Below are 23,014 nucleotides of genomic sequence, written 5' to 3' on the forward strand. Positions count from 1 at the left end.
ATCACACTCCGCTGTCCATGCGCTCGACCAGCATGCAGTCATCTGCCTGCAGCACCACCTTGAATCCGGGGCTCACATAGGTCGAGGTTTCCTTCTCCACAATCACCACCGGGCCGGGCACGGCCTGGCCCCGGGGCAGGCCCAGGCGCTCATAGATATCGCAGACATAGAACTGTCCCTGTTTGCCGTCAAACACCTCGCGGCGGTCCAGCACCGTACCGGCACCCTTTTGGGGCGTGCCGCCCCGCTGCAGCGCGGCCTTGGCCGGCGGCAAGGTCTTGGAACGCAAGGACAGTGCCCAACTCACCACCTCGATGTCGAGCCCGTCGATCGCGTGGCCAAACAAGGCCACATAGTTCTGCACAAAGGCCGCGTTCAGGGCGGGCACGCTGTCCGCTCCAAAGTGCTGCACCGGCACCGACACAGGGATCTCCCAGCCCTGGCCGCAGTAGCGCATAAAGGCACGCAGCTCCTTGACGGTCTCGCCGTCGTAGCCGGTGTCGTGCAAAAAGGCGCTCACCTCCACCTCCATCTCGCGCAGCATGGCATTGACGGCCTCGCCATCGAACTGGCTCATGCGTATCACCGAGCTGCGCAGCGACTCATAGGCAAAGGGCGCGCGCAAAAAGCCGATGGCCGAGCCCACGCCGGCGCCCGTCGGGATCAGCAGGCGATGGATGCCCAGCTTTTCGCACAGCCGCACGGCATGCAGCGGCGCAGCGCCGCCGTAGGCGATCATCGTGTAGGCCTCCAGGTCCTGGCCGGACTCCACGGCATGCATGCGCGCGGCATTGGCCATGTTCTCGTCCACCACTTCGGCCACGGCATAGGCCGCACGCACCGCGTCCAGGCCTTGCGCCTGGCCGACATGGGTGGCCATCGCGTCTTGCGCGGCAGGCATGTTCAGCCGCATGCTGCCGCCGGCAAAGCGTGCCGGGTCGAGCTTATGCAGCAGCAAGTCGGCATCGGTCACCGTCGGGCGGGCGCCGCCCCGGCCGTAGCTGGCAGGGCCCGGCTCCGAGCCCGCGCTCTCCGGCCCCACGCGCACCTGGCGCATGTCATCCACATGGGCGATGGAGCCGCCGCCCGCGCCGATCTCGATCATCTCGATGACGGGGATTGAGATCGGCATGCCGCTGCCCTTTTTGAAGCGGTAGCTGCGCGCCACTTCAAACACGCGCGCTGTCTTGGGTACATGCTGGTCGATGAGGCAGATCTTGGCGGTGGTGCCGCCCATGTCAAAGGACACCACCTTGTCCTGGCCGTACTTGGCCGCAAAATCGCTGGCGTAGATGGCGCCACCGGCCGGGCCGGATTCGAGCAGGCGCACCGGAAACTCGGCCGCATTGGCCAGCGACATCACCCCGCCGCCCGAGTGGATCAGGTAGAGCGGGCAATGCATGCCCTCTGCCACCAAGGCCTGGGCCAGGCGCTGCAGGTAGGAGGACATCAGCGGCTTCACATAGGCATTGGCGCAGACGGTGTTGAAGCGCTCGAACTCGCGAATCTGGGGCGAGACTTCGCTGGAGATGGACACTGACAGCTGGGGCAGCGCCTCTACAATCAGCGCGCGCACCCGCTTTTCATGGGCCGGGTTCTTGTAGCTGTGCATCAGGCCCACGGCCACGCTGTCGTATGCACCCTCGCGCAGCTGGGCAATCACGTCCTGCACCTCTGCCTCATCGAGCGGCTGCAGCTCCTGGCCCTTGGCATCGAGCCGGCCCTGCACGGTATAGCGGTGGTTGCGGGCAATCAGCGGCGCGGGCAGCTGGATGGCCAGGTCGTACTGCTCAAAACGGCCCTCGTTGCGCATCTCGATCACATCGCGAAAACCTTCGCTGGTGATGAAGGCGGTTCTGGCGCCGCGCCGCTCGATCAGCGAGTTGGTGGCCAGGGTCGTGCCGTGGATCACCGTGCCGATCTGCGCTGGCGCAATGCCTGCCTGGGCTGCCGCCTGTTTGAGGCCTGTGACGATGGCGCGCTCAGGTTTTTCATAGTCCGTCAGGACCTTCTCGCTGAACAGGACGCCATCGACCTCGAGCGCGATATCTGTGAAAGTGCCGCCGATGTCTGCCCCGGCGCGTATGACTTGGCTTGTTGCCATCTGGTATCTCCGAATCATGCAAGCTGTGTGGATCAGAAGCTCTGACCTGGCAGCGATGATCAAGTGATCGCCCAGTCGGCGCAAACAAGAAATTCGAGGGCGGGCACAAGCTGTGCTTCGCGGGTAAAAACCATTACGCGCTTACCCGGTGGCCATGCACGTCGACAGTGCAAAAAGACCATATTTTTGGTCGGCCATGCACCAGCGCTGCACAGTGCTGCAGCATGCGGCGGCATGCTTGCACCAATCAGGGCGGACAGGTGCTGTAAAACCATCAGGACTTGCTTGTGTAAAGCTTTGACGAGGGAGGAAAAACCAGGCGCCTGAGCGCCAGACGGAACCCAAGATCGGCTGCCTTTGCGCTTGCCACCACGCCACAAAAAAAGCCCCAAGCAAAGCTTGGGGCCTGTGCGCAGAACGGCAGAAGAATTACAAGTCCAGGGCCAGCTGGTTCTTATCGTCGGCGCTGGTTTCCACTTGCCGCAGGCTGCACTCCACCTTGATGGGGGTCTTGACCACACAGCAGCAGGGAACCACCTCATTGGGCCCGACAAAGGCCAGCGGCTCCTGGGTGTAGACGACTTCGCCCTCCACCAAGGTGAGGCGGCAGCTGCCGCAATAACCACCACGGCACTGGTACTCCACATCGTGGCCCGTGCGCTCCAGCGCTTCGAGCAGGCTCTCCCCTGGCAGCACGCGTATAAGGGTGTCCGTGGTGCTGACGGTGGTCACAACTCGATTCCGCTCAGGTCATCGAGCGAGACTTCGGCGTTGATCTGGCCCACCAGGTAGGAGCTCAGCTCCACCTCTTGCGGGGCCACCTGCACGGTGTCGGACGACAGCCAGGTGTTGATCCAGGGGATCGGGTTGCTCTTGGCGTTGTCAAACGCCGGTTTGAGCCCGATCGCGGTCATGCGGATATTGGTGATGTACTCCACATACTGGCTCAGGATGTCCTTGTTGAGGCCAATCATCGAGCCGTCGCGGAACAGGTACTCGGCCCACTGCTTTTCCTGCATCGCCGCCGTCTTGAACATCTCAAAGCATTCCTGCTCGGTCTCCTTGGCGATCTTGGCAAAGTCCGGATCGTCCTGGCCCGAGCGCATGATGTTGAGCAAATGCTGGGTGCCGGTCAGGTGCAGCGCTTCATCGCGGGCGATCAGGCGGATGATCTTGGCATTGCCCTCCATCAGCTTGCGCTCGGCAAACGCGAAAGAGCAGGCAAAGCTCACATAAAAGCGGATGGCCTCCAGAATGTTCACATTCATCAGGCACAGGTACATCTTCTTCTTGAGCTGGTACACATCGATCTGGTGTACCACGCCATTGATCGTGTGGCTGCCTGCGCCCAGCTGGGCGTGCAGCATCGCATCGCGGATCAGGTCGTCGTAGTACGACGAGATATCGCCCGCGCGCAGCTTGATGCTCTCGTTGCGCATGATGTCGTCAAAGATCACCGATGGATCGTTGACGATGTTGCGCAGGATGTGCGTGTACGAGCGCGAGTGGATGGTCTCGGAAAACGCCCAGGTCTCGATCCAGGTCTCGAGCTCGGGCAGCGATACCAGCGGCAGGAAGGCCATGTTGGGGCTGCGGCCCTGGATGGAGTCGAGCAGCGTCTGGTACTTCAGGTTGCTGATGAAGATGTGCTTTTCGTGGTCGGGCAGGTTCTGGTAGTCGATCCGGTCCTGCGTGATGTCCACTTCCTCAGGGCGCCAGAAAAACGAGAGCTGCTTTTCGATCAGCTTCTCGAAGATCGGGTACTTCTGCTGGTCGTAGCGGGCGACATTGACCGAATTGCCAAAGAACATCGGTTCCTTGAGCTGGTCATTGTCGACCTTGGAGAAGGTGCTGTATGCCATCGCCTTCTCTCCGCTTAGATCTTGCAGGCGCCGCTGGCGCAGTCGTCTTCTGCCGCTGCGCCCTGCATGTCTTCGGCACCGTCACGGGTGTTGTGGTAGTAGAGCGTCTTCACACCAAACTTGTAGGCCTGCAGCAGGTCCTTGAGCAGTTGCTGCATCGGCACCTTGCCATCGGCAAAGCGCTGGGGATCGTAGTTGGTGTTGGCCGAGATGGACTGGTCGACGAACTTCTGCATCAGGCCCACGAGTTTGAGGTAGCCCTCGTTGTTGGGCATTTGCCAGAGCAGCTCGTACTGGCCCTTCAAGCGATCGATCTCCGGCACCACCTGGCGCAGGATGCCGTCCTTGGACTGCTTGACCGAGACAAAGCCGCGTGGAGGCTCGATGCCATTGGTCGCGTTGGCGATCTGGCTGGAGGTCTCGGACGGCATCAGTGCCGTCAAGGTTGAGTTGCGCAGGCCGTGGGTCTTGATCTCGGCGCGCAGGGCTTCCCAGTCCAGGTGCAGGGGCTCATCGGTCAGCGCGTCGATATCCTTCTTGTAGGTGTCGATCGGCAGGATGCCGGCTGCGTAGTTGGTCTCGGCAAAGGCGGTGCAAGGGCCGAACTCGCGCGACAGCTGCACCGAGGCCTTGAGCAGGTAGTACTGGATGGCTTCGAAGGTGCGGTGGGTCAGGCCATTGGCCGAACCGTCGGAGTAGCGCACGCCGTTCTTGGCCAGGTAGTAGGCGTAGTTGATCACGCCCACGCCCAGCGAGCGGCGCTTTTCGGTCGCAATGCGGGCAGCGGCTACCGGGTAGTCCTGGTAGTCCAGCAGTGCATCGAGCGCACGCACGATCAGGTCGGCCAGCTCTTCGAGCTCATCGGTCGACTCGAGCGCGCCCAGGTTGAAGGCAGACAGGGTGCACAGCGCAATTTCGCCGTTTTCGTCCTTGATGTCTTCGAGCGGGCTGGTGGGCAGCAGGATTTCCATGCACAGGTTCGACTGGCGCACGGGAGCCACGGCCGGGTTGAACGGGCTGTGGGTGTTGCAGTGGTCAACGTTCTGTATGTAGATACGGCCGGTGCTGGCGCGCTCTTGCATCATCAGCGAGAACAGCTCCACTGCTGGCAGGGTGCGCTTGCGGATGGATTCGTCAGCCTCGTACTTGACGTACAGCTCTTCGAACTTGTTCTGGTCGGCAAAGAAGGCCTCGTACAGACCAGGCACATCATGGGGCGAGAACAGGCTGATGCTCTGCCCCTTGATCAGGCGCTGGTAGAGCATGCGGTTGATCTGGATACCGTAGTCCAGATGGCGGATGCGGTTTTCCTCGACGCCGCGGTTGTTCTTGAGCACCAGCAGCGACTCGGCTTCCAGGTGCCATAGTGGGTAGAACAAGGTGGCTGCACCGCCGCGCACGCCGCCTTGCGAGCAGGACTTGACGGCCGACTGGAACATCTTGAAGAAAGGCAGGCAGCCGGTGTGCTGTGCCTCGCCGCCCCGGATCTCGCTGCCCAGCGCACGGATACGGCCGCCGTTGATGCCGATACCGGCGCGCTGCGAGACGTACTTGACGATGGCGCTGGTGGTGGCATTGATGCTGTCGAGGCTGTCATCGCACTCGATCAGCACGCAGGAGCTGAACTGGCGCAGCGGGGTGCGCACGCCCGACATGATGGGCGTGGGCAGCGAAATCTTGAAGCGCGAGACGGCGTCATAGAAGCGCTTGATGTACTGCAGACGGCGGTCGGCCGGGTACTTGGCAAACAGGCTCATCGCCACCAGCACATACAGAATCTGCGGGCTCTCGTAGATGCGCTTGGTCACCCGGTTTTGCACCAGGTACTTGCCTTCGAGCTGCTTGACGGCTGCGTAGGAGAAGTCCATATCGCGCCAGTGGTCGATGAAACCATTGATCTCGTCGTACTCTTCGCGGCTGTAATCGGCCAGCAGGTGCGGGTCGTACTTCTTGAGCTCGGTGAGCTTTTGCACATGATCGTACAAATGGGGCGGCTCGAACTGGCCAAAGGCGATCTTGCGCAGGTGGAAGATGGCCAGGCGCGCTGCCACGTACTGGTAGTCGGGTGCGTCTTCGGAGATCAGGTCGGCCGCAGACTTGATGATGGTTTCATGGATCGCATCGGTGCGGATGCCGTCATAAAACTGGATATGCGACTGCAGCTCGATCTGGGAGACCGACACATTGCTCAGGCCTTTGGCCGCCCAGTCAATCACCCGGTGGATTTTGTCGAGGTCGATAGGCTCAACGCGACCGTCACGCTTGGTGACTCTCATAGTGCTTGTCTGGTTCATTTGCGATGTTTCTAATGGGATAAAAAACGCAGGACCACGGGCGCAAGACGCGGCAGTCCCGCGCCAAAACGCGCCAGGCATGGCTGGCGCGTTTTGGCTGGAGCGAGACCAGCATCAAACAACCTGTGGGGGAAGCGGTGGACACTACATATGGTGTCTATGGGCTTGAGTGTACGCTACCTGTAGCGTTCTTGGCAGCAGAAAATCAGGCTCGATTTCTGCTAGGCACTGGCGGACTGGGCGAAGAATGCAGCAAAATCAACGCGCAGAGCGCCGGTAAATATATGTATCCGGGTGGGCACATTCCCGGTGATGAAGAGGGGCATCATCCCCCGATGTTGATGGCGATCACCATCTGGTTGATGGCCTGGGCCATCAAGCCATAGACCAAGCTGCATAGCGGGCAATGCATCGTCTTTTTCAAGGACTGCCCAAACGAAAAACCTGCTGCACTTGCGTGCAACAGGTTTCGATAAGGATGGTCGGAGCGGTGGGATTCGAACTCACGACCCTCTGCTCCCAAAGCAGATGCGCTACCAGGCTGCGCTACGCTCCGACTAAGCCGCTATTGTATATCGAGCCGGAGCGCCTTCCGGCGAAAAATGATTACTTTGACAACTTTTCATCTGCTGGGGCGGTTGGCGAGACAGCCGCCCTGCCCGCTGCGCAGCAAAACCGAGAGGGCCGCGCCACCCGCCGTGCATGAAGCAGCATGTGAAAGATGCTTGCCGGCGCGCCATCAGGATAAACCGCGCCATATCGCGAATTGCCAAGAATTGCCAAAACAAAAAACCTGCTGCATTTGCATGCAACAGGTTTTTAAATGGAATGGTCGGAGCGGCGGGATTCGAACTCGCGACCCTCTGCTCCCAAAGCAGATGCGCTACCAGGCTGCGCTACGCTCCGACTAAGCCGTTATTGTAACCAGGGTTTGGCAGCTGCATTTCGTATTTGACGATTTTTTTACAGCGGCCACCACCGATGCGGTTAACGTTGTTGGGTCGGTGCCGGGCCACGGCCAGGCAGGTGACGGAAAGTGATGCGGCCCTTGCTCAGATCGTAGGGCGACATCTCCAGCGACACCTTGTCACCGGCCAGAATGCGAATGTGGTGCTTGCGCATTTTGCCGCCTGTGTAAGCGATCAGCTCGTGGCCGTTGTCCAGCTTCACGCGAAAGCGCGAATCGGGCAGCACTTCGGTCACGGAGCCTTGCATCTCAATCAGTTCTTCTTTAGCCATATAAGTCGACGAATCCTTGTCTAGTGGTGCATGTGCGAAACCGGTTCGCCATGCTGTTCTCAGTGCCACCAACAAGCGGTGGCTCTCTCCATGGTTCGGGAGGGCCTTGCCAACTCTCGCCACCCAAGGGGCAAGGGCCTTCAAGGCAACCAAGTGGAAATCTGCCAGCCCGACAACGGGGCGCAACAGCCAGCATCCCACACAATATTGACGGCGCAGCTGCCAGGGCAGCCAACGCCTCCAAGCTATAAAAGCTTGCAAAGCTCTCTATTGTACTATGTTGCTGCCAATTCCGCTGTGGCTTGTCTCGTATAAACGCCGCCGGTGATCCGCAGGCCCGCATGGCTGTGCTGGCAGCAGCAGCGCCGGCGCATCGGCTAGCATGGCGCATGCATGCGCGGCTGGCTCCAGGCCGTGCAACCCGATGGCTCCCTCCCCTTCACCAACGAACACCATGAATGCTGCATCCCCCCGCTACTGGCTGATGAAAAACGAGCCGGACGACTATGCGATCGACCATGCGCTCAGCGCCCCCGATGCCACCATTGCCTGGGATGGGGTGCGCAATTACCAGGCGCGCAACTTCATGCGCGATGACATGCAGGTGGGTGACGGTGTGCTGTACTGGCATTCGAGCTGCGCCGAGCCTGGTATTTACGGCATTGCCCGCATTGCAGGCCAGCTGCGGCCCGATACCAGCCAGTTTGACCCGCAGTCCAAATACTATGACCCCAAGTCCAAGCCGGAGGCCCCGCGCTGGTTGATGCTCGATGTGCAGGCGCTGCGCAAGATCAGGCCGATAACGGTAGCTGCACTGCGCCAGTACCCAGAGCTGCAAGAGATGCGCGTGCTGCAAAAAGGCAATCGCCTGTCGATCACGCCGGTGGACGAGGCGCATTGGCGCTTTATCATGGACCTGGTCAAGGCCCAGGGCTAATGCGCGCGAGGAGCGCTGCCAGCCCCCGTTGGCGGCAAGCGCTGCTGCATAATACAAAACCCGTGAGCTGCCCATGCAATAAGCACCGGCAGCTATTTTTTTGATCCTACCTTTGCGCCCAGGAATCCCCATGGCTTTTGCTGACAACCTCCAGTCCCTGCCCTCCATCGACCATATCGCCGAGCTGCAACTGATCGCTGCCGATGGCCAGGTGGCGGCCACCATTCCCAATGCACCGGGCAAAGCCGGTTCGGTCAAGGTCTACAACGCGCTGGCGGCCAAGCATGGCGACATCAATGTGGCAGCGGCCGAAGAAGGCCTCACGATCTTTGCCGAGCACACGGATGACGCCAAGGCCCGCCCCGGCGCGCATCCCAATATTGATCGCCTGATGGAGGTGATCGCCTCCGGCAAGGGCTATACCGTCAAGATCGTCTCGGCCTGAGGCACCTGGGCCGCTTGCAGCGCCGGCGCAGCTGCTGGCTGGCCGGCATAGGCGGCCACAAAGCGCTGCAGCATCTGCTGGGGCACGGGCGTGTCGCTCAGCTGCGCGAGCATCGCCGCCGGGTCAAAACCTTCAGCTTGCAGCACCTGCGCGCGCAGCTCGATGCAGGCGGCAGCCACAGCCGGGCTGAACTCCGGATGGAACTGGGTGGACACCGCATGGCGCCCATAGCGCACGACCTGGTGCGGATCATGGGCCGAGCGGGCCAGCACCCGGGCGCCGGGCGGCAGCTCCAGCACCGTCTGCATATGGGTCAGGTTGGCTTTGAAGTGCCGGCCTGAGCCAGCGAGCAAGGCCTCGTGCTCTGCGCCTGGCAGCAGCGCAATATCCAGGCACCCCATCTCGCGCCCCTGGGGGTGGTAGTCCACCCGGCCGCCCAGCGCATGGGCCATCAGCTGGTGGCCGTAGCAAATGCCAAAGAGCGGCATGTCCCGCGCCATCGCCTCCCGTATCCATTGGGCGGTCGCCTCGCTCCAGGGCAGCAGGTCCGTCACCATGGCCCAGGAGCCGGTGATGATCGCAGCGCTGTGTGCATCATGCGGCGGCAAGGGTTCGCCCTCGAACACCCGCACCACCTGGAAGGCAGGCCCAGCGGCGAGGACGGCGGAGAACCACAGCGGCAGATCGCCGACCTGGGCACGGATGTCGTCGGGCGGTGTGCCGACCTGGATAAGCAGCAGAGTTTTTTCAGACACGGGTGAAGGCAAAAAGAAGGGCTGGCCCATGCACTGTAATGCAGGCCAGCCCCGGATGGCCTTCAACCCGGTGGATTTAATTGCCGGTTTTGCCTCAGTACCGGAAGCGCAAGGTCGACTGGCGCACCACCTCAGGCAGCTGCTGGGCATGGGCATAGGCTTCGCGCAGGCGGCTCGCGTCGTTGACGCCTTCGTTGACGGTCTTGCGCAACTGCTGCAAGGCCTCCTTGCTGTTCTCCGGCACATAGGACTGGATGCGCTGCAATGTCAGCAAGATATGCTCGCGCAGCCCAAAGGACTCGCTGGTTGCCGGGTCCACATAGGCGCCTTCAAGGCCAAAACGGCAGGCCTGGAAGCGGTTGTAGGTGTAGACCAGGTAGTCATCCTCGCTAGGCTCGAACGGCTCCTCGGCCAGGAACCAGGCGCCCAGCGCCTGCACATAGGCAGCAAGCGCCACGGCGCGCTCGATGGACAGCGGCGTGTCAAACACCCGCACCTCCACCGTGCCGAACTCCGGCTTGGGCCGAATATCCCAATAGAAGTCCTTCATGCTGTGGATCACACCGGTGGCGGTCATCTTGTCGTAGTAGCGCTCAAAGTCCTCCCAGTGCAGCGCAAACGGCGCCCGGCCCGAGAGCGGAAACGCAAACACCGAGTTGAGCCGCGCCGAATCAAAGGCCGTATCCTGCCCCTGCACAAAGGGGCTGGAGGCCGACAGCGCAATAAAGTGCGGGATATAGCGCGAGAGGCGGTGCAGCATCATCAGCGCCGCATCGGCGCCCGGGCAGCCCACATGCACATGCTGGCCAAAGATGGTGAACTGCTTGGTGAGGTAGCCGTAGAGCGCGGTGATCTCCTTGAAGCGCGGCTTGTTGTAGATGCGCTGCTGGTGCCACTGCTGGAACGGGTGCGTGCCGCCGCCGGCCAGCGCAATATTGAGTTTGTCTGCCGCCTTGACCAGCGCATCGCGCGTGACGCTCAGCTGCTGGTAGGCGTCCTGGGCGTCGGTGCAGATGCCGGTCGATATCTCGATCATGCTCGTGGTCACCTCGGGCACGATGGAGCCGGGCACCTGCGCGTTTTTCAGCAAGGCCAGCATATCGGGCGCATAAGGTGTCAGGTCATAGTGGTTGGTGTTGACCAGCTGCAGCTCCAGCTCGACGCCGAGCGTCAAGGCCTCGGACTGGTGGAAGGCTTCAAGCGTCATGGCGTTTCTCCTTGCTGGTGAGGGCAGACAGGCCGATGCCGCGGTGCGCCTCGCCACTGCGCCACAAAGCGAGCGAGGCCAGCAGCACGCCAATCACCTCGCACAGCACAATCATCGGCAGCGCGATGGACGACACGCTCACTGCCACTTCCGGGTTGATCGCAGCCCATTGCGCCACCTGGCCGGAAGCCAGCAGCAAGGCCAGGCCCGAGCTGGGCGACTGTGCGCAGGCCACCGGCCACTGGCGCAACCAGCCAATGCCGGTGCCCGCGCCCAAGAGCAGCACGCCGCCCATCTTGCCCAGCAGCCGCGCCAGGCTGACGGCAGCGACCAGGCTGATCAGCGCCGCGCTGGGTGCAATCTGGCCGGCCATGCTGGCCACCAGCACAAACATCAGCAAATTGAGCATGGTGTTGCCGGCCATAAAGGCCGAGGGCCAGACCATGGGCTTGGGGCTCAGGTTGCGCAGCATGACACCGGCCAGCACAAAGCCCAGCGCCGCCGAGCCGCCAAGACGCTCCGCGAGCAAACTGGCAGCGACCAGCACCGCGAGCATGTAGAGCGCCGTGGAATCACTGCGCGACGATCGCCAGCGCAGCACCGGCCATAGCGCGGCGGTGGTCAGCAGCGCCCACAGCAGGGTCAAACCCAGGCTCCACAGCAAGTGGCCCATGCCAGCTGCCGTCAGCACGAGGCCCGATTGCGCATCCGTGCCCGCGACGGGCGACCAGGCCACGGTGACCACCAGGCCCAGCACCAGCGCATATATGCAGCCCAAGGTGGCCATCAGCAAGCTGCGGTCGGTCACGGCGCCACTGGAGCGCAGGTCGGCCGAGATGCGCAGCAGCACCGAGGGCGAGGCCACCATGGCCACCACCCCTACCCCTAGCGACACCGCCCAACCCATGCCCAGCAATTGCAAAGTGGCCGTGACCAGCACCAGAGCGGCCATCGATTCGACCAGGCTTTGCAACAGCAAAAATGGCTGTCGCATCAGCCATTTCAGGGAGATTTGCGAGGCCGCAATCAGCATGCTGGTGCCCACTGCCGTGTGCAGCAGCACCTGGGTGTTGCCCTGCAGCGGCCAGGGCAGATCGCCAAAGCCCAGCCAGCCAGCGAGCAGGCCCACCACTGTATAGCCCAGCATGCGCGGAAAACCGGTGAGTCGGAAAACCGCGTGCCCGGCAAGTGCCGCAGCTGCAACCAGCACGCACCAACTCATCAAGGGGCCCACACTGTGTTCAAGCCAGCCGCCGATCTGCGGCAGCGGCATGGAAGATGCTGCTTGGGGTGGCATATCTGCACCCTCCTCCAAAAAGTGTGTCCTGCATGCATGGCCGCAGGGCACAGAGCTGTAGATCGCCTGGCAGTGCCGCTGTCTGACGTGGCCAGCTTCAAAAGCCAGACCGTGGCAGGCACTGCGAGGCAGGGGATGCACCAGCGTGGTGCCCAGGCACCTTGTTGCACTTATGCATCAGATCGTTAACCAATCTCAACAACTTTACTGGATGATCTGCCGATTGCCACCACAGCATGCCGGCGCTGGGCACAAAAAGCCTTCAGTCCTACAATGCAGGCCGCATGAGCCGCTCTTTTTACCAGGCAGGTGTGCCGAGCACCCAGCCCTGCATTGGCGCCCAAGCGTGCTATTTGGAACGTAGCATGCGGTGGGTACAAAAGATGCCAGCATCCCATCGGTAAGCTGCACTGGCAAGCCCGGTGCCCGCACCTGCCCCAGCACCGCCAGGCAGTGCGCGCCAATATCCGACTGCGCAGTGATGCCACCCCGCCGCCCGCCCCAACCAGTTGCAGCCGTAACCGTATGATCGCGGCTCTGATGCGGCCAGCCACAAGCTCCCAGCGCCTGCCCGCTACCCACCGGTAGCGCCGCGTTCACCGCCCTTTTGCTGCCCCGGTCCGCTATCCCTGGTCGGGCACCTTGCCCGGCGGACGAGCGTGACAGCGCAGCCGCGACCACGCATCAGCCACTCCCTGCTTTTTGGCCCCTGTGCATCCGGATTTGTCCCTCCGCACAACCTGGGGCCCGTTTTTGGTCTGGATATATCCGTGCTTGCCTTGTTGACCCGTCTTTTCCCCGTCTGGGCGGCTGTGATGGCGCTGATCGCCTACAGCGCGCCCTCGGCCTTCCTGGGCTTCAAGCCCCATATTGCCCAGCTGCTGATGCTGATCATGTTTGCGATGGGCGTGACCCTGCGCGTGGCCGATTTCAGCCGCGTGCTGCAGCGCCCGGCCCCGATTGCGGCGGGTCTGTTCCTGCACTACCTCATCATGCCGCTAGCGGCCTGGCTGATTGCCAAGGCGCTGAACATGCCGCCCGAGCTGACCGCAGGCATGGTGCTGGTGGGCAGCGTGGCCAGTGGCACCTCTTCGAATGTGATGATTTTTCTATCCAAAGGCGATGTGGCGCTGTCAGTGACGATCAGTGCGCTGTCGACCCTGGTGGGGATTGTGGCCACGCCGCTGCTCGCGCGCCTGTATATCTCGGCCTCGATCGACGTGCCGGTCAGCGCGCTTTTGATGGAAATTGCGCAGATCGTGCTGCTGCCCATTGGCCTGGGCCTGCTGCTGAACCATTTCTGGCATGCGCAGATCAAGCGCGTAGAGCGCCTGCTGCCGCTCGTATCGATGGTGGCGATCTTGTTGGTGCTCTCCACCGTGGTGGCCTTGAGCCGTGACCGCATTGCTACCGTCGGCGGCGTCGTGCTGGCGGGCGTCATTGCGCACAACCTGATCGGCTACCTGGGTGGCTACTGGGGCGGTCGCCTGCTGGGCTTTGACAAATCGGTCTGCCGTACCCTGGCCATTGAGGTGGGCATGCAGAACTCGGGCCTGGCAGCCAGCCTGGGCGCCAAGTTCTTCAGCCCCATGGCCGCGCTGCCGGGCGCCATTTTCTCGGTCTGGCACAACATCTCTGGCTCGCTGCTGGCCGGTTACTGGTCCAGCCGCCCCACGGGCACGGCCAATGACCATGTGCGCCGCGAAGACGTTTCGCTGCACTGATCTTGCAGATCCGCAGGGCTGATCAGGCGCGCTCCGCTGCTGGTTGCGCCGCCAGCATCAGCCCGGTGCGGCTGCGTGCGCCTGCGACCAGGCCGCTGATCAGCTGCGTCTCGGGCAGGTTCTTCCAGTAGCGGCGCGGCATTTCGCGCAGCATGGCCTGCTCCTTGAGCCGCGCCGGGTTGAAGGTCGATTGGTAATAGGCCAACCACAGCGCCTCGCCCGCATCGGGGCCCGGTGCCTGGGCTTGCGTGGCGCCAGGCCCCCATTGCAGGCATTCCTGGTCCCAGAGCACGCTGCAGCCTGGCGTCAGAATCGCCCAGCGCATATTGCTAAAGCGCTCCCTAAAAAAGCCCGAGGCCGCGCGCACGATGTGGTGCTCGGGCTCGAACCAGGCCACATGCAACGGTGCGCCCTTCTCGTCCTGCGCGGGCCGAAAGCGCACAAAGGCATGCATCTTGTGGATCTCTCGCCCCACCGCACGGGCCAGGCGTTCGATCTCGCGCCAATCGGCATCGAGCGCATCGCCTGCCAGGCTGGGCATGCACTGCAGCCGCCACAACCAGCGGTAGCACAGCATAAAGCGGCCCGGGTTGCGGTGGCAGCAGGCATGGCGCAGCACAGCCAGCTGGGGTTTGCGGATATGCACCGGCTGGCCGGGTGCAATGGTCAAACGGTCCAACGCATCGGGGGTAATAACGCGGGCCGGCGCATCGGCAACCCAAGCACCGGCAGCCGCAGCATGGGCTGCCCCAGCGTCGGCTGCCCCAGCATCCGCAAACAAATCACCATCCTCGGCCTGGGTGGACAGTTCATCCGTCCAGCGCCAATGCACCACCTCGGGCGCTGCGCCCAGGGCCAGCAATACCCGCGCCGCTTGGCGAAAGCCGGCAAAGTCGTCCGGTGCTTCCAACATTACGGTCAAGCTGTCGTTCTCTGCCTGCATGCCGGGCCTCCTCAAAACAGCGCCATCTGCGCGGCAGCCGCCAACTGCATACCGCTGTGCCGGCGCTGCACCGCGCCCTGCCCCATCTGGGCCAGCAGCTGTTGGCGCAAGCTGAGACTGTCGAGCATGGCCAGCGGCGGGTGGTAGTCATCCAACTCGACAAAAGGCAGCACCTTGCTGGTGGCAACGCGCAGCTGCTGCAGATCGGCCAGCCGCAGCCGGCGCACCCGGCGGGCAGCGAGCAGGCGCTCGACACTGCCTACGCCCAAGCCCGGCACCCGCAGCAGCCATGCCTTGGCCGCACGGTTCAGGTCCACCGGGAAATGCTGGCGCTGCGACAGCGCCCAGGCGAGCTTGGGGTCCAGCTCCAGATCGAGCATGCCGCCGGCGGCTGGCGCAGTGATCTCGGCAGGGCTGAAACCGTAGAAGCGCATCAGCCAATCGGCCTGGTAGAGCCGGTGCTCGCGGATCAGCGGCGGCGCCTGCAGCGGCAGATCGGACGATGCATCGGGGATGGGGCTGAAGGCCGAGTAGTAGACGCGGCGCAGGCGCTGGCCGGTGTAGAGCGCGCTGCTGGTGCGCAAGATGGTGGCGTCATTGGCACTGTCGGCGCCCACTATCATCTGTGTGCTTTGGCCAGCGGGCGCATAGCTGGGCGCTGCGGCCCGGGCTGCCTGGCGCTGGCGGGGCAGCGATACCAGCTTGCTGCCCTGCTGGTCTTGCGTCTGCTGCCGGGCCAGCTCGATATGTTCGGCCACCTGGTGCATGGCCGCGGCAATACCTACGGCATCCTTCTCGGGCGCCAACTGCTGCAGGCCCTGCTGGGTGGGCAGCTCGATATTGATGCTGAGCCGGTCGGCATAGCGGCCTGCCATGGCGAGCAACTCAGGGGCAGCATCCGGAATCGTCTTCAGGTGGATATAGCCGCGAAAATCATGGTCCTCGCGCAGGCTGCGCGCCACCTCCACCAATTGCTCCATCGTGTAGTCCGACGACTGGATGATGCCGCTGGACAAAAACAGGCCCTCTATGCAGTTACGGCGGTAAAAGTCCAAGGTCAGGCCCACCACCTCTGCCGCGCTAAAGCGGGCACGCTGCACATTGGAGCTTTTGCGGTTGATGCAGTAGCGGCAGTCGTAGATGCAGAAATTGGTCAGCAGAATCTTGAGCAGTGACACGCAGCGGCCATCGGGCGTATAGCTGTGGCAGATGCCCATGCCCTCGGTCGAGCCCATCCCCTTGCGGCCCAGGGAGTTGCGGGGCTTGCTGCCGCTCGACGCGCAGCTGGCATCGTATTTGGCGGCATCGGCCAGGATCTGGAGTTTGGTGAGGGTTTGCATAAATACTGTGTATATGTACAGTATTCTAGCAAAATCTCCTCGCGTTCACCAAGATGGGAGTGATCCTCCTTGGGAGCGCGCCCCTCCGGGACGCATGGCGGCGCTATTCAGACCGGAGTAGTTTTCTGCAAATACTGTATATAAATACAGCTTTCAGGAAAACTGCCCCCAGACAGCCATCACAGCCCCATCAAGCCTGCGGCCCCAGCTTGGCCAGAACGGCCTTTTCCTTGACGGTGGACTCGGCGGCAAACTTTTTGTAGTCGGCGCTGTTCATGTAGATGGGCAGCATCTCAAAGCGCTGCAGCATGGCCTGGTAGCTTTCCATCTCCATCGCTTCCTTGAAGGCCTTGTGCAAGGCCGCTTGCACATCGGCGGGCATGCCCTTGGGGCCCACCAGGCCAAAGGGCGAGTACTGCGTGGTCGGCAGGCCCAGCTCGATCAAGGTGGGGGTGTTGGGCAAGGTCGGCAGGCGCTTTTCGGTCCAGACGTTCAAGGCGACCATGCGGCCCTGGTCCACATAGGGGATCACGGCGCTGGTGTCGGCCGCGACCATCACCTCACCCGCCATCGTGGCGCGCATCAGCTCCGACGAGCCCTTGTACGGTACATGCACGACATCCAGGCCCAGCTGCTGCGCAATGATGGCCGAGGTGACATGGGGCGAGGTGTAGGTGCCGGTATTGCCCAGCGTGAGCTTGCCAGGATTGGCCTTGGCCCAGGCCACCACGTCCTGCCAGCTCTTGAGCCCGGACTGGGTGCTGGCCACCATGCAGAACGCATAGCCGGTGACATTGATGATGTAGCTCAGGTCCTCCACCGGGTTCCATTTGAGGCCGGTGGTAAAGGGCAGGCGCATCACGCTCATCGGCAGCTGGGCGATGGTGTAGCCGTCCGCTGCGGTGTTCTGCAACTGGGTAGCGGGCAGAGATCCTGCCGCACCCGGGCGGTTTTCCACGACAATCGGCTGGCCCAGCACCTTGGCGGCGTTCTCAGCGAGCTGGCGCATCGTCAGATCCGTGGGGCCGCCGGCCGGAAAAGCCACCACCAGCTTGATCGCCCGGGTGGGAAAGGTCTTGCTGGCATGGGCCAGCGATGCGCCCGCCCCCATCCATGCACCAGCTGCCGTGGCAGCCCCCGCTTGCAGCATGCTTCTGCGCGTCAACACCATCTCTTTGTCTCCATTTCAGTCTATAGGCGACAAAGAGTGTAGAAAAGCGCTCCCAGGCACGGGGACGCATGGGTGACATGGTCGGCAGCCCGTAAGGATTCTGACTGCGAACCGGCCTGCACTGGCCGGCGAGGCCGATGGCGACGCCCTACTCTACGGTCGCGCCCGACTGCTTGACCGCTTTGCCCCATTCGGCAATTTCGCTGGCGACAAAGCGGTCCATCTCCGGGCCACTGGTCGGCGCGGGCTCGGAGCCCCGGTCGAGAATGAACTTCTGCATCTCGGGGCTGTTGAGGATGGCCACCGTCTCTTGGTTCAGCTTGTCGACGATGGCTTTGGGCGTGTCCTTGGGGGCCATCAGGCCCAGCCAACCGACCGCCTCAAAGCCCTTGAACTCCGGCAGGCCGGATTCAGCAATCGTTGGCACCTGGGGCAACTGGCTGGAGCGTGTGGCTGACGTCATCCCCAGCGGCACGGCCTTGCCAGCCTGGATATTGGCCAGCGCGGCTGTGACTGAGTCGACCATCAACGGCACCTGGTTGCCCAGAAAATCCGCCTGGGCCGGGCCGCTGCCCTTGTAGGGAATATGTTCGATCTGCAGCGAAGCACGGGCCTTGACCATCTCCGCGCTCAAGTGCTGGGTGCCGCCAATACCGGCGCTGGCATAGCTCAGCTTGCCCGGCTCGGCCCGCGCCCTGGCCACCAGGTCGTTCATGCTCTTGATGCCGCTGGCCGGGTTGGCCAGAAAGACAAGCGGCACCTTGGCGATCAAGCTGATGCCGACCAGGTCCACTCGGGGGTCAAAGTTCACCTTTTTGTAGAGCGTCTGGTTGACTGCCATTGCACTGCCCGCGACCAACAAGGTATAGCCGTCGGCGGCGCTGCGGACGACCTGCTCGGAGCCAATATTGCTGCCCGCGCCGGCCTTGTTCTCTACCACCAGCGGCTGGCCCAGCTTTTGGCCCAGTTTCTCGGCGAGCGCGCGGGCAAAGATATCGGTGGCCTGACCCGGTGGGAACGGAACGATCAGTTTGATGGGCTTGTCCGGGTAGGCAGCGGCTGCTGGCATGGCAGCGGCGGCCAAGCTGGCGGCAATGGCCAATGCGGCGGTAGTGGCAAACGCATGGGGGGTCATGGGGTGGGTCTCCTCAAGAGCAGCAGGCGCTGTGGCAGAAAGTGCCGATGCGCTGCGCAGGCTTTTTCTAGCCGGGAATCTTCGCCCATCCTGACTCGCCTTGGCCGCCTCGCCTGTCACCAAGACAACTGCGAGTGGGTGGCGCCTCGCATGTACGCATCGATCAGTTCTGATCGATACGGCACGCAGGCCGCTATCATCGGCGCTCTTATTGTTCACAGCGTATGCCATGTTTTTTGGAATCAGCCACCTTGTCCTTCCCTGCAGCGATCTGGAAAAGGCCACGCATCTCTGGCGCGATGTGATCGGCTTTGCCGCTGCGCGCAGCGGCGAGGGCTATGTCGATATCGACACCGGCAGCGCTCTGCTGCGGTTGCTGCAGGTGCCCAAGGTGGAGTCGCAGACGAGCCTGCGCCTGCAGGTGGCCGATGTGGCCCAGGCCTACCAAAGCCTGCTGGCGGCAGGCAGCACCTCACGCTATGCGCCGATGCGCACCCCTGAACTCGAAGAAATGGCCTGCGTGAGCGATGCCGATGGCCATGCCATCGTGCTGTGGCGCGCCTTGACAGAAGACGAATGGGGCTTTGTGCCCGAGCTGCCCAAGCAAGGCGAATGGACCGCCGATGCCGAGGACCTGCTCCAGCGCCTGCTCGCCCATGTACCGGCGTTCTTTCGCATGCTGGCCCGGCGCAAGACCACGCGCATCATCGAACAGCTGGCCCAGGAGGCGCGCAGCCCTGTCACCCGCGAGTGGGTCATCAAAGGCTATATCACCGCATCGGCCAAGGTCACGCGCTTTCGCCTGGTGGAGCCGCTGCGCGCCGAAGGCATCAACCCGGATGAGTACCGGGCGGAGTTTGACTATGAGTAAACCCATGCCGTGGTCTGCACGGCATTGAACACTGGGCGCACAGGCAAAAAAAGACAGCCCGTAGGCTGTCTTTTGCGGATTAGATCAAGACCGGCTGGTCTTACTTGCGCGCTGGCGGCACATCGGTGCAGGTGCCATGGGCCACTTCGGCCGCCATCCCAATGCTCTCGCCCAAGGTCGGGTGCGGGTGGATGGTCTTGCCGATGTCCACAGTGTCTGCACCCATCTCGATGGCCAGTGCTATCTCGCCGATCATGTCGCCGGCGTGCGTGCCAACCATGCCGCCGCCCAGGATCTTGCCGTGACCATGGGCTTCGGGCGAGTCGTCGAACAGCAGCTTGGTAAAGCCTTCGTCGCGGCCATTGGCAATGGCGCGGCCCGAGGCAGCCCAGGGGAACAGGCCCTTCTTGACCTTGATGCCTTGGGCCTTGGCCTGGTCTTCGGTCAGACCCACCCATGCCACTTCAGGATCGGTATAGGCCACCGATGGAATCACGCGGGCATTGAAAGCGGCAGCGGCCAGCTCCTTGTTGCCTTGCAGCTCACCGGCGATGACTTCGGCGGCCACATGCGCTTCGTGCACAGCCTTGTGTGCCAGCATTGGCTGGCCCACGATGTCGCCGATCGCGAAGATGTTGGGCACATTGGTGCGCATCTGGATGTCGACATTGATAAAGCCACGGTCCGTCACGGACACGCCTGCAGCCTCTGCGCCGATCTTCTTGCCATTGGGCGTGCGGCCCACGGCTTGCAGCACCAGGTCGTACACCTGGGGTTCGGGCACGGTGATGCCCTCCTTGGCTGGCTCGAACGAGACCTTGATGCCTTCGGGCGTTGCTTCGGCGGCCACGGTCTTGGTGTTGACCATGATGTTGTCAAAGCGCGGCGCGTTCATCTTCTGCCAGACCTTGACCAGGTCGCGGTCAGCGCCTTGCATCAGGCCATCCATCATCTCGACCACATCCAGGCGTGCGCCCAGCGTGCTGTAGACGGTGCCCATTTCCAGGCCGATGATGCCGCCGCCCAGGATCAGCATGCGCTTGGGCACGGCCTTCAGGTCCAGCGCACCCGTGGAATCGACCACGCGCTCGTCCTTGGGCATGAAGGGCAGATGCACGGCTTGCGAGCCTGCAGCAATGATGGCCTTCTTGAACTGCACCACCTTCTTGGCGCCGGTCTGCTCCTGGCCATCGCCCGAGGTTTCCTGCACTTCGATGTGGTTGGCGCTGACGAAATTGCCATAGCCGCGCACGATCGTGACCTTGCGCATCTTGGCCATTTGGCCCAGACCGCCGGTCAGCTTGCCGATGACCTTATCCTTGTGGGCGCGCAGCTGGTCGATATTGACCTCGGGCGCGGCGAACTTGATACCGGCCACGTCCAGGTGCTTGACCTCGTCCATCACGGCAGCCACATGCAACAAAGCCTTTGAGGGGATGCAACCCACGTTCAGGCAGACACCGCCCAGCGTCTTGTAGCGCTCGACCAGCACCACTTTGAGGCCCAGGTCAGCGGCGCGGAAGGCGGCCGAGTAGCCGCCTGGGCCGCCACCGAGCACGACCACGTCACAGTCTTCATCGACCTGGCCGCTGTAGTTGCTGGCCACCGGGGACGGCGCTGCAGCTGGTGCGGACTGCGCTGCGGGAGCAGGCGCCGCTGCTGCAGGGGCCGGAGCGGGCGACGAGGCTGCAGGTGCAGCAGCAGGTGCGGGGGCAGCAGCTGCGCCTTCTGCGGCTTCCAGCGATAGGATCACTGAGCCTTCAGCGACCTTGTCACCGATCTTGATCTTGAGCTCCTTGACCACGCCGGCATGGCTCGACGGGATCTCCATCGAGGCCTTGTCCGACTCGACGGTGATCAGCGACTGGTCCTTGGCGACGGTGTCGCCAGGCTGCACCAGCAGCTCGATCACGCCCACTTCAGCGAAATCACCAATGTCGGGGACTTTGATATCTACGATTGCCATAGTGTGCGTCTCCGATTACAGGATGATGCGGCGGTAGTCCGCCAGCACCTGGCCCAGGTAGGCATTGAAGCGTGCGGCCGAGGCGCCATCGATGACGCGGTGGTCGTACGACAGGCTCAGTGGCAGCATCAGGCGTGGCACAAACTGCTTGCCGTCCCACACCGGCTTGATCGCCGACTTGGACAGGCCCAGGATGGCAACTTCAGGGGCATTCACGATAGGCGTGAAGTGCGTGCCACCAATGCCGCCCAGCGACGAGATGGAGATGCAGCCGCCTTGCATGTCGGCCGCGCCCAGCTTGCCATCGCGTGCCTTCTTGGCCAGCTCACCCATTTCTGCGCTGATCTGGATGATGCCCTTCTTGTCGGCATCCTTGAGCACCGGCACCACCAGGCCATTGGGCGTGTCAGCGGCAAAGCCGATGTTGAAATACTGCTTGTAGACCAGGGTGTCGCCATCGAGGCTGGTGTTGAACTCAGGGAACTTCTTGAGTGCAGAGACCAGGGCCTTGATCACAAAGGCCAGCATGGTGACCTTGACGCCGCTCTTCTCGTTTTCCTTGTTCGTGGAGACGCGGAAGGCTTCGAGCTCGGTGATGTCGGCTTCGTCATTGTTGGTGACGTGGGGGATCATCACCCAATTGCGGTGCAGGTTGGCGCCCGAGATCTTCTTGATGCGCGACAGGTCCTTGCGCTCGACAGCGCCGAACTTGCTGAAATCGACCTTGGGCCATGGCAGCAGATCCAGACCTGCGCCAGAGCCGCCACCGGCAGGCGCCTTGGCAGCCTGTGCCTTCGTCTGCACGGCACCAGCCATCACCTGCTTGGTGAAGGCTTGCACGTCATCGGCGGTGATACGGCCCTTGTTGCCCGAGCCCTTGACCTCGTCCAGCGGCACACCCAGCTCACGCGCAAACTTGCGCACCGATGGCGATGCATAGGGCATCGCGCCCGAGGGCGGCACGGTGGGGTTGTGGGCGGGAACAGCTGCAGCCGGTGCGGTGACAGGTGCTGCAGCAGGGACAGGTGCGCTGGCAGCGGGAGCCGGCGCAGCTGCCGCCGGTGCTTGCGTAGCCGGTGCGGACGCTGGAGCAGCAGCGGCGCTGCCTTCCAGAATGGCGACCAGATCACCAACATTGATGGTGTCGCCAATCTTGACCTTGAGCTCCTTGACCACACCAGCGGCGGGCGATGGGATCTCCATCGAGGCCTTGTCGGACTCGACGGTGAACAGCGACTGCTCTTCGGTGACGGTATCGCCCACCTTGACCAGCAGCTCGATCACGGCCACATCCTTGAAGTCACCGATATCGGGGACCTTCACTTCGACCGGGCCCGAGGCCGCAGGCGCAGCAGCAGCCTGGGGTGCTGGCGTAGGTGCAGCTGCAGGAGCGGTTGCCGCAGCGGCGGGGGCTGGTGCCGGCGCAGCGGGTGCGGCAGCAGCGGCATCGGCCGCATCGGCCGCATCGGCCGCTTCGAGCTTGATGATGACCGAGCCTTCGGCCACCTTGTCGCCAATCTTGACGACGATTTCCTTGACCACGCCAGCGTGGCTGGACGGGATCTCCATCGAGGCCTTGTCGGACTCGACAGTGATCAGCGACTGGTCCTTGGCGACGGTGTCACCGGGCTTGACGAGCAACTCGATCACGCCCACTTCTGCGAAGTCGCCAATATCGGGGACTTGAATGTCAATCAATGCCATTGTGGTGTCTCCTGGTGCAA

At 62.7% G+C, this 23,014-nt stretch carries 19 protein-coding genes and 2 tRNA genes; 5 read left to right on the plus strand and 16 right to left on the minus strand.

Annotated features, from left to right (window positions below; genetic code table 11):
- Position 1 precedes the first annotated feature (1 nt).
- The 4 genes from F0Q04_RS13785 to nrdA form a co-directional block, all read right to left on the minus strand.
- Positions 2-2,104 carry a hydantoinase/oxoprolinase family protein gene (locus F0Q04_RS13785; RefSeq protein WP_182341372.1) on the minus strand — a complete coding sequence of 701 codons (2,103 nt, stop codon included), beginning with the start codon at positions 2,102-2,104 and terminating at the stop codon, positions 2-4.
- Positions 2,105-2,533: 429 nt separating this feature from the next.
- On the minus strand, positions 2,534-2,836 hold the full coding sequence (gene yfaE, locus F0Q04_RS13790) for a class I ribonucleotide reductase maintenance protein YfaE (protein ID WP_116925678.1): 303 nt from the start codon (positions 2,834-2,836) through the stop codon (positions 2,534-2,536).
- Positions 2,833-3,966 carry a class Ia ribonucleoside-diphosphate reductase subunit beta gene (gene nrdB / locus F0Q04_RS13795; RefSeq protein ID WP_116925679.1) on the minus strand — a complete coding sequence of 378 codons (1,134 nt, stop codon included), beginning with the start codon at positions 3,964-3,966 and terminating at the stop codon, positions 2,833-2,835. Before nrdB ends, yfaE begins: the two co-directional genes overlap by 4 nt.
- A 14-nt stretch (positions 3,967-3,980) precedes the next feature.
- Positions 3,981-6,242, minus strand: coding sequence for a class 1a ribonucleoside-diphosphate reductase subunit alpha (gene nrdA / locus F0Q04_RS13800; protein ID WP_420093961.1), 2,262 nt, complete (start codon positions 6,240-6,242; stop codon positions 3,981-3,983).
- 209 nt (positions 6,243-6,451) lie between these two features.
- On the opposite strand from nrdA, the gene F0Q04_RS13805 reads away from it, so the two are divergent.
- On the plus strand, positions 6,452-6,646 hold the full coding sequence (locus F0Q04_RS13805) for a hypothetical protein (protein WP_182341378.1): 195 nt from the start codon (positions 6,452-6,454) through the stop codon (positions 6,644-6,646).
- 93 nt (positions 6,647-6,739) lie between these two features.
- Here the strand turns inward: F0Q04_RS13805 and F0Q04_RS13810 are convergent.
- The 3 genes from F0Q04_RS13810 to infA form a co-directional block, all read right to left on the minus strand.
- Positions 6,740-6,816 (minus strand) — tRNA-Pro (locus F0Q04_RS13810).
- A gap of 273 nt (positions 6,817-7,089) precedes the next feature.
- Positions 7,090-7,166: transfer RNA gene (locus F0Q04_RS13815), tRNA-Pro, on the minus strand.
- A gap of 81 nt (positions 7,167-7,247) precedes the next feature.
- Positions 7,248-7,499, minus strand: a complete 252-nt coding sequence (gene infA / locus F0Q04_RS13820; protein ID WP_021028051.1) for a translation initiation factor IF-1 — start codon at positions 7,497-7,499, stop codon at positions 7,248-7,250.
- Positions 7,500-7,953: 454 nt separating this feature from the next.
- Here infA and F0Q04_RS13825 point away from each other — a divergent pair, with 454 nt between their 5' ends.
- Both F0Q04_RS13825 and F0Q04_RS13830 read left to right on the plus strand, forming a co-directional pair.
- Positions 7,954-8,436 (plus strand): EVE domain-containing protein, encoded by a 483-nt coding sequence (locus tag F0Q04_RS13825; protein WP_116925681.1) that lies wholly within the window; start codon positions 7,954-7,956, stop codon positions 8,434-8,436.
- A 130-nt stretch (positions 8,437-8,566) separates the two neighbouring features.
- The gene (locus F0Q04_RS13830) at positions 8,567-8,881 is read left to right on the plus strand and encodes a DUF2322 family protein (protein ID WP_182341381.1); all 315 of its coding nucleotides are present in this window, start codon (positions 8,567-8,569) and stop codon (positions 8,879-8,881) included.
- Here the strand turns inward: F0Q04_RS13830 and F0Q04_RS13835 are convergent.
- The 3 genes from F0Q04_RS13835 to F0Q04_RS13845 all read right to left on the minus strand — a co-directional run bounded on the left by F0Q04_RS13835 (position 8,854) and on the right by F0Q04_RS13845 (position 12,116).
- Positions 8,854-9,636: a glutamine amidotransferase gene (locus F0Q04_RS13835; protein WP_232539343.1), complete on the minus strand. Its 783-nt coding sequence runs from the start codon at positions 9,634-9,636 to the stop codon at positions 8,854-8,856. The genes F0Q04_RS13830 and F0Q04_RS13835 overlap by 28 nt on opposite strands.
- Positions 9,637-9,730: 94 nt before the next feature.
- Positions 9,731-10,843, minus strand: a complete 1,113-nt coding sequence (locus F0Q04_RS13840; protein ID WP_116925684.1) for a YbdK family carboxylate-amine ligase — start codon at positions 10,841-10,843, stop codon at positions 9,731-9,733.
- Positions 10,833-12,116 carry a cation:proton antiporter gene (locus tag F0Q04_RS13845; protein WP_116925685.1) on the minus strand — a complete coding sequence of 428 codons (1,284 nt, stop codon included), beginning with the start codon at positions 12,114-12,116 and terminating at the stop codon, positions 10,833-10,835. Before F0Q04_RS13845 ends, F0Q04_RS13840 begins: the two co-directional genes overlap by 11 nt.
- A 794-nt stretch (positions 12,117-12,910) precedes the next feature.
- On the opposite strand from F0Q04_RS13845, the gene panS reads away from it, so the two are divergent.
- Positions 12,911-13,864, plus strand: coding sequence for a ketopantoate/pantoate/pantothenate transporter PanS (gene panS, locus F0Q04_RS13850; RefSeq protein ID WP_116925686.1), 954 nt, complete (start codon positions 12,911-12,913; stop codon positions 13,862-13,864).
- 22 nt (positions 13,865-13,886) lie between these two features.
- Here the strand turns inward: panS and F0Q04_RS13855 are convergent, their stop codons facing one another.
- The 4 genes from F0Q04_RS13855 to F0Q04_RS13870 form a co-directional block, all read right to left on the minus strand.
- A complete protein-coding gene (locus F0Q04_RS13855; RefSeq protein WP_182341387.1) occupies positions 13,887-14,807 on the minus strand; it encodes a TIGR03915 family putative DNA repair protein in 921 nt (306 codons plus the stop codon).
- Positions 14,808-14,818: 11 nt separating this feature from the next.
- Positions 14,819-16,147, minus strand: coding sequence for a putative DNA modification/repair radical SAM protein (locus F0Q04_RS13860; protein ID WP_182341389.1), 1,329 nt, complete (start codon positions 16,145-16,147; stop codon positions 14,819-14,821).
- A gap of 190 nt (positions 16,148-16,337) precedes the next feature.
- Positions 16,338-17,318: a tripartite tricarboxylate transporter substrate binding protein gene (locus F0Q04_RS13865; RefSeq protein WP_313900082.1), complete on the minus strand. Its 981-nt coding sequence runs from the start codon at positions 17,316-17,318 to the stop codon at positions 16,338-16,340.
- Positions 17,319-17,466: 148 nt separating this feature from the next.
- Positions 17,467-18,387, minus strand: coding sequence for a tripartite tricarboxylate transporter substrate binding protein (locus tag F0Q04_RS13870; protein WP_232539677.1), 921 nt, complete (start codon positions 18,385-18,387; stop codon positions 17,467-17,469).
- Positions 18,388-18,682: 295 nt separating this feature from the next.
- Here F0Q04_RS13870 and F0Q04_RS13875 point away from each other — a divergent pair, with 295 nt between their 5' ends.
- Entirely contained in the window at positions 18,683-19,324 is a 642-nt protein-coding gene (locus F0Q04_RS13875) for a VOC family protein (protein ID WP_182341396.1), read from the plus strand.
- A gap of 100 nt (positions 19,325-19,424) precedes the next feature.
- Here F0Q04_RS13875 and lpdA read toward each other — a convergent pair whose 3' ends face one another.
- Together lpdA and aceF are read right to left on the minus strand one after the other, a co-directional pair.
- Positions 19,425-21,290 (minus strand): dihydrolipoyl dehydrogenase, encoded by a 1,866-nt coding sequence (gene lpdA / locus F0Q04_RS13880; protein ID WP_182341398.1) that lies wholly within the window; start codon positions 21,288-21,290, stop codon positions 19,425-19,427.
- A 15-nt stretch (positions 21,291-21,305) separates the two neighbouring features.
- A complete protein-coding gene (gene aceF, locus F0Q04_RS13885) occupies positions 21,306-22,994 on the minus strand; it encodes a dihydrolipoyllysine-residue acetyltransferase (protein WP_182341401.1) in 1,689 nt (562 codons plus the stop codon).
- Between the last annotated feature and the right edge of the window lie 20 nt (positions 22,995-23,014).

The sequence above is a fragment of the Comamonas koreensis genome, from assembly GCF_014076495.1.
Lineage (GTDB): Bacteria > Pseudomonadota > Gammaproteobacteria > Burkholderiales > Burkholderiaceae_C > Comamonas > Comamonas squillarum.

What these genes read in the sequence shown, in the direction of transcription:
- F0Q04_RS13785 (WP_182341372.1), bottom strand. Translation starts at nt 2,104, where the DNA reads ATGGCAACAAGCCAAGTCATACGCGCCGGGGCAGACATCGGCGGCACT.
- F0Q04_RS13830 (WP_182341381.1), top strand. Translation starts at nt 8,567, where the DNA reads ATGGCTTTTGCTGACAACCTCCAGTCCCTGCCCTCCATCGACCATATC.
- nrdB (WP_116925679.1), bottom strand. Translation starts at nt 3,966, where the DNA reads ATGGCATACAGCACCTTCTCCAAGGTCGACAATGACCAGCTCAAGGAA.
- F0Q04_RS13865 (WP_313900082.1), bottom strand. Translation starts at nt 17,318, where the DNA reads ATGGTGTTGACGCGCAGAAGCATGCTGCAAGCGGGGGCTGCCACGGCA.
- F0Q04_RS13875 (WP_182341396.1), top strand. Translation starts at nt 18,683, where the DNA reads ATGTTTTTTGGAATCAGCCACCTTGTCCTTCCCTGCAGCGATCTGGAA.
- F0Q04_RS13870 (WP_232539677.1), bottom strand. Translation starts at nt 18,387, where the DNA reads ATGCCAGCAGCCGCTGCCTACCCGGACAAGCCCATCAAACTGATCGTT.
- infA (WP_021028051.1), bottom strand. Translation starts at nt 7,499, where the DNA reads ATGGCTAAAGAAGAACTGATTGAGATGCAAGGCTCCGTGACCGAAGTG.
- F0Q04_RS13845 (WP_116925685.1), bottom strand. Translation starts at nt 12,116, where the DNA reads ATGCCGCTGCCGCAGATCGGCGGCTGGCTTGAACACAGTGTGGGCCCC.
- lpdA (WP_182341398.1), bottom strand. Translation starts at nt 21,290, where the DNA reads ATGGCAATCGTAGATATCAAAGTCCCCGACATTGGTGATTTCGCTGAA.
- aceF (WP_182341401.1), bottom strand. Translation starts at nt 22,994, where the DNA reads ATGGCATTGATTGACATTCAAGTCCCCGATATTGGCGACTTCGCAGAA.
- F0Q04_RS13840 (WP_116925684.1), bottom strand. Translation starts at nt 10,843, where the DNA reads ATGACGCTTGAAGCCTTCCACCAGTCCGAGGCCTTGACGCTCGGCGTC.
- F0Q04_RS13825 (WP_116925681.1), top strand. Translation starts at nt 7,954, where the DNA reads ATGAATGCTGCATCCCCCCGCTACTGGCTGATGAAAAACGAGCCGGAC.
- nrdA (WP_420093961.1), bottom strand. Translation starts at nt 6,242, where the DNA reads ATGAGAGTCACCAAGCGTGACGGTCGCGTTGAGCCTATCGACCTCGAC.
- F0Q04_RS13855 (WP_182341387.1), bottom strand. Translation starts at nt 14,807, where the DNA reads ATGCAGGCAGAGAACGACAGCTTGACCGTAATGTTGGAAGCACCGGAC.
- F0Q04_RS13860 (WP_182341389.1), bottom strand. Translation starts at nt 16,147, where the DNA reads ATGCAAACCCTCACCAAACTCCAGATCCTGGCCGATGCCGCCAAATAC.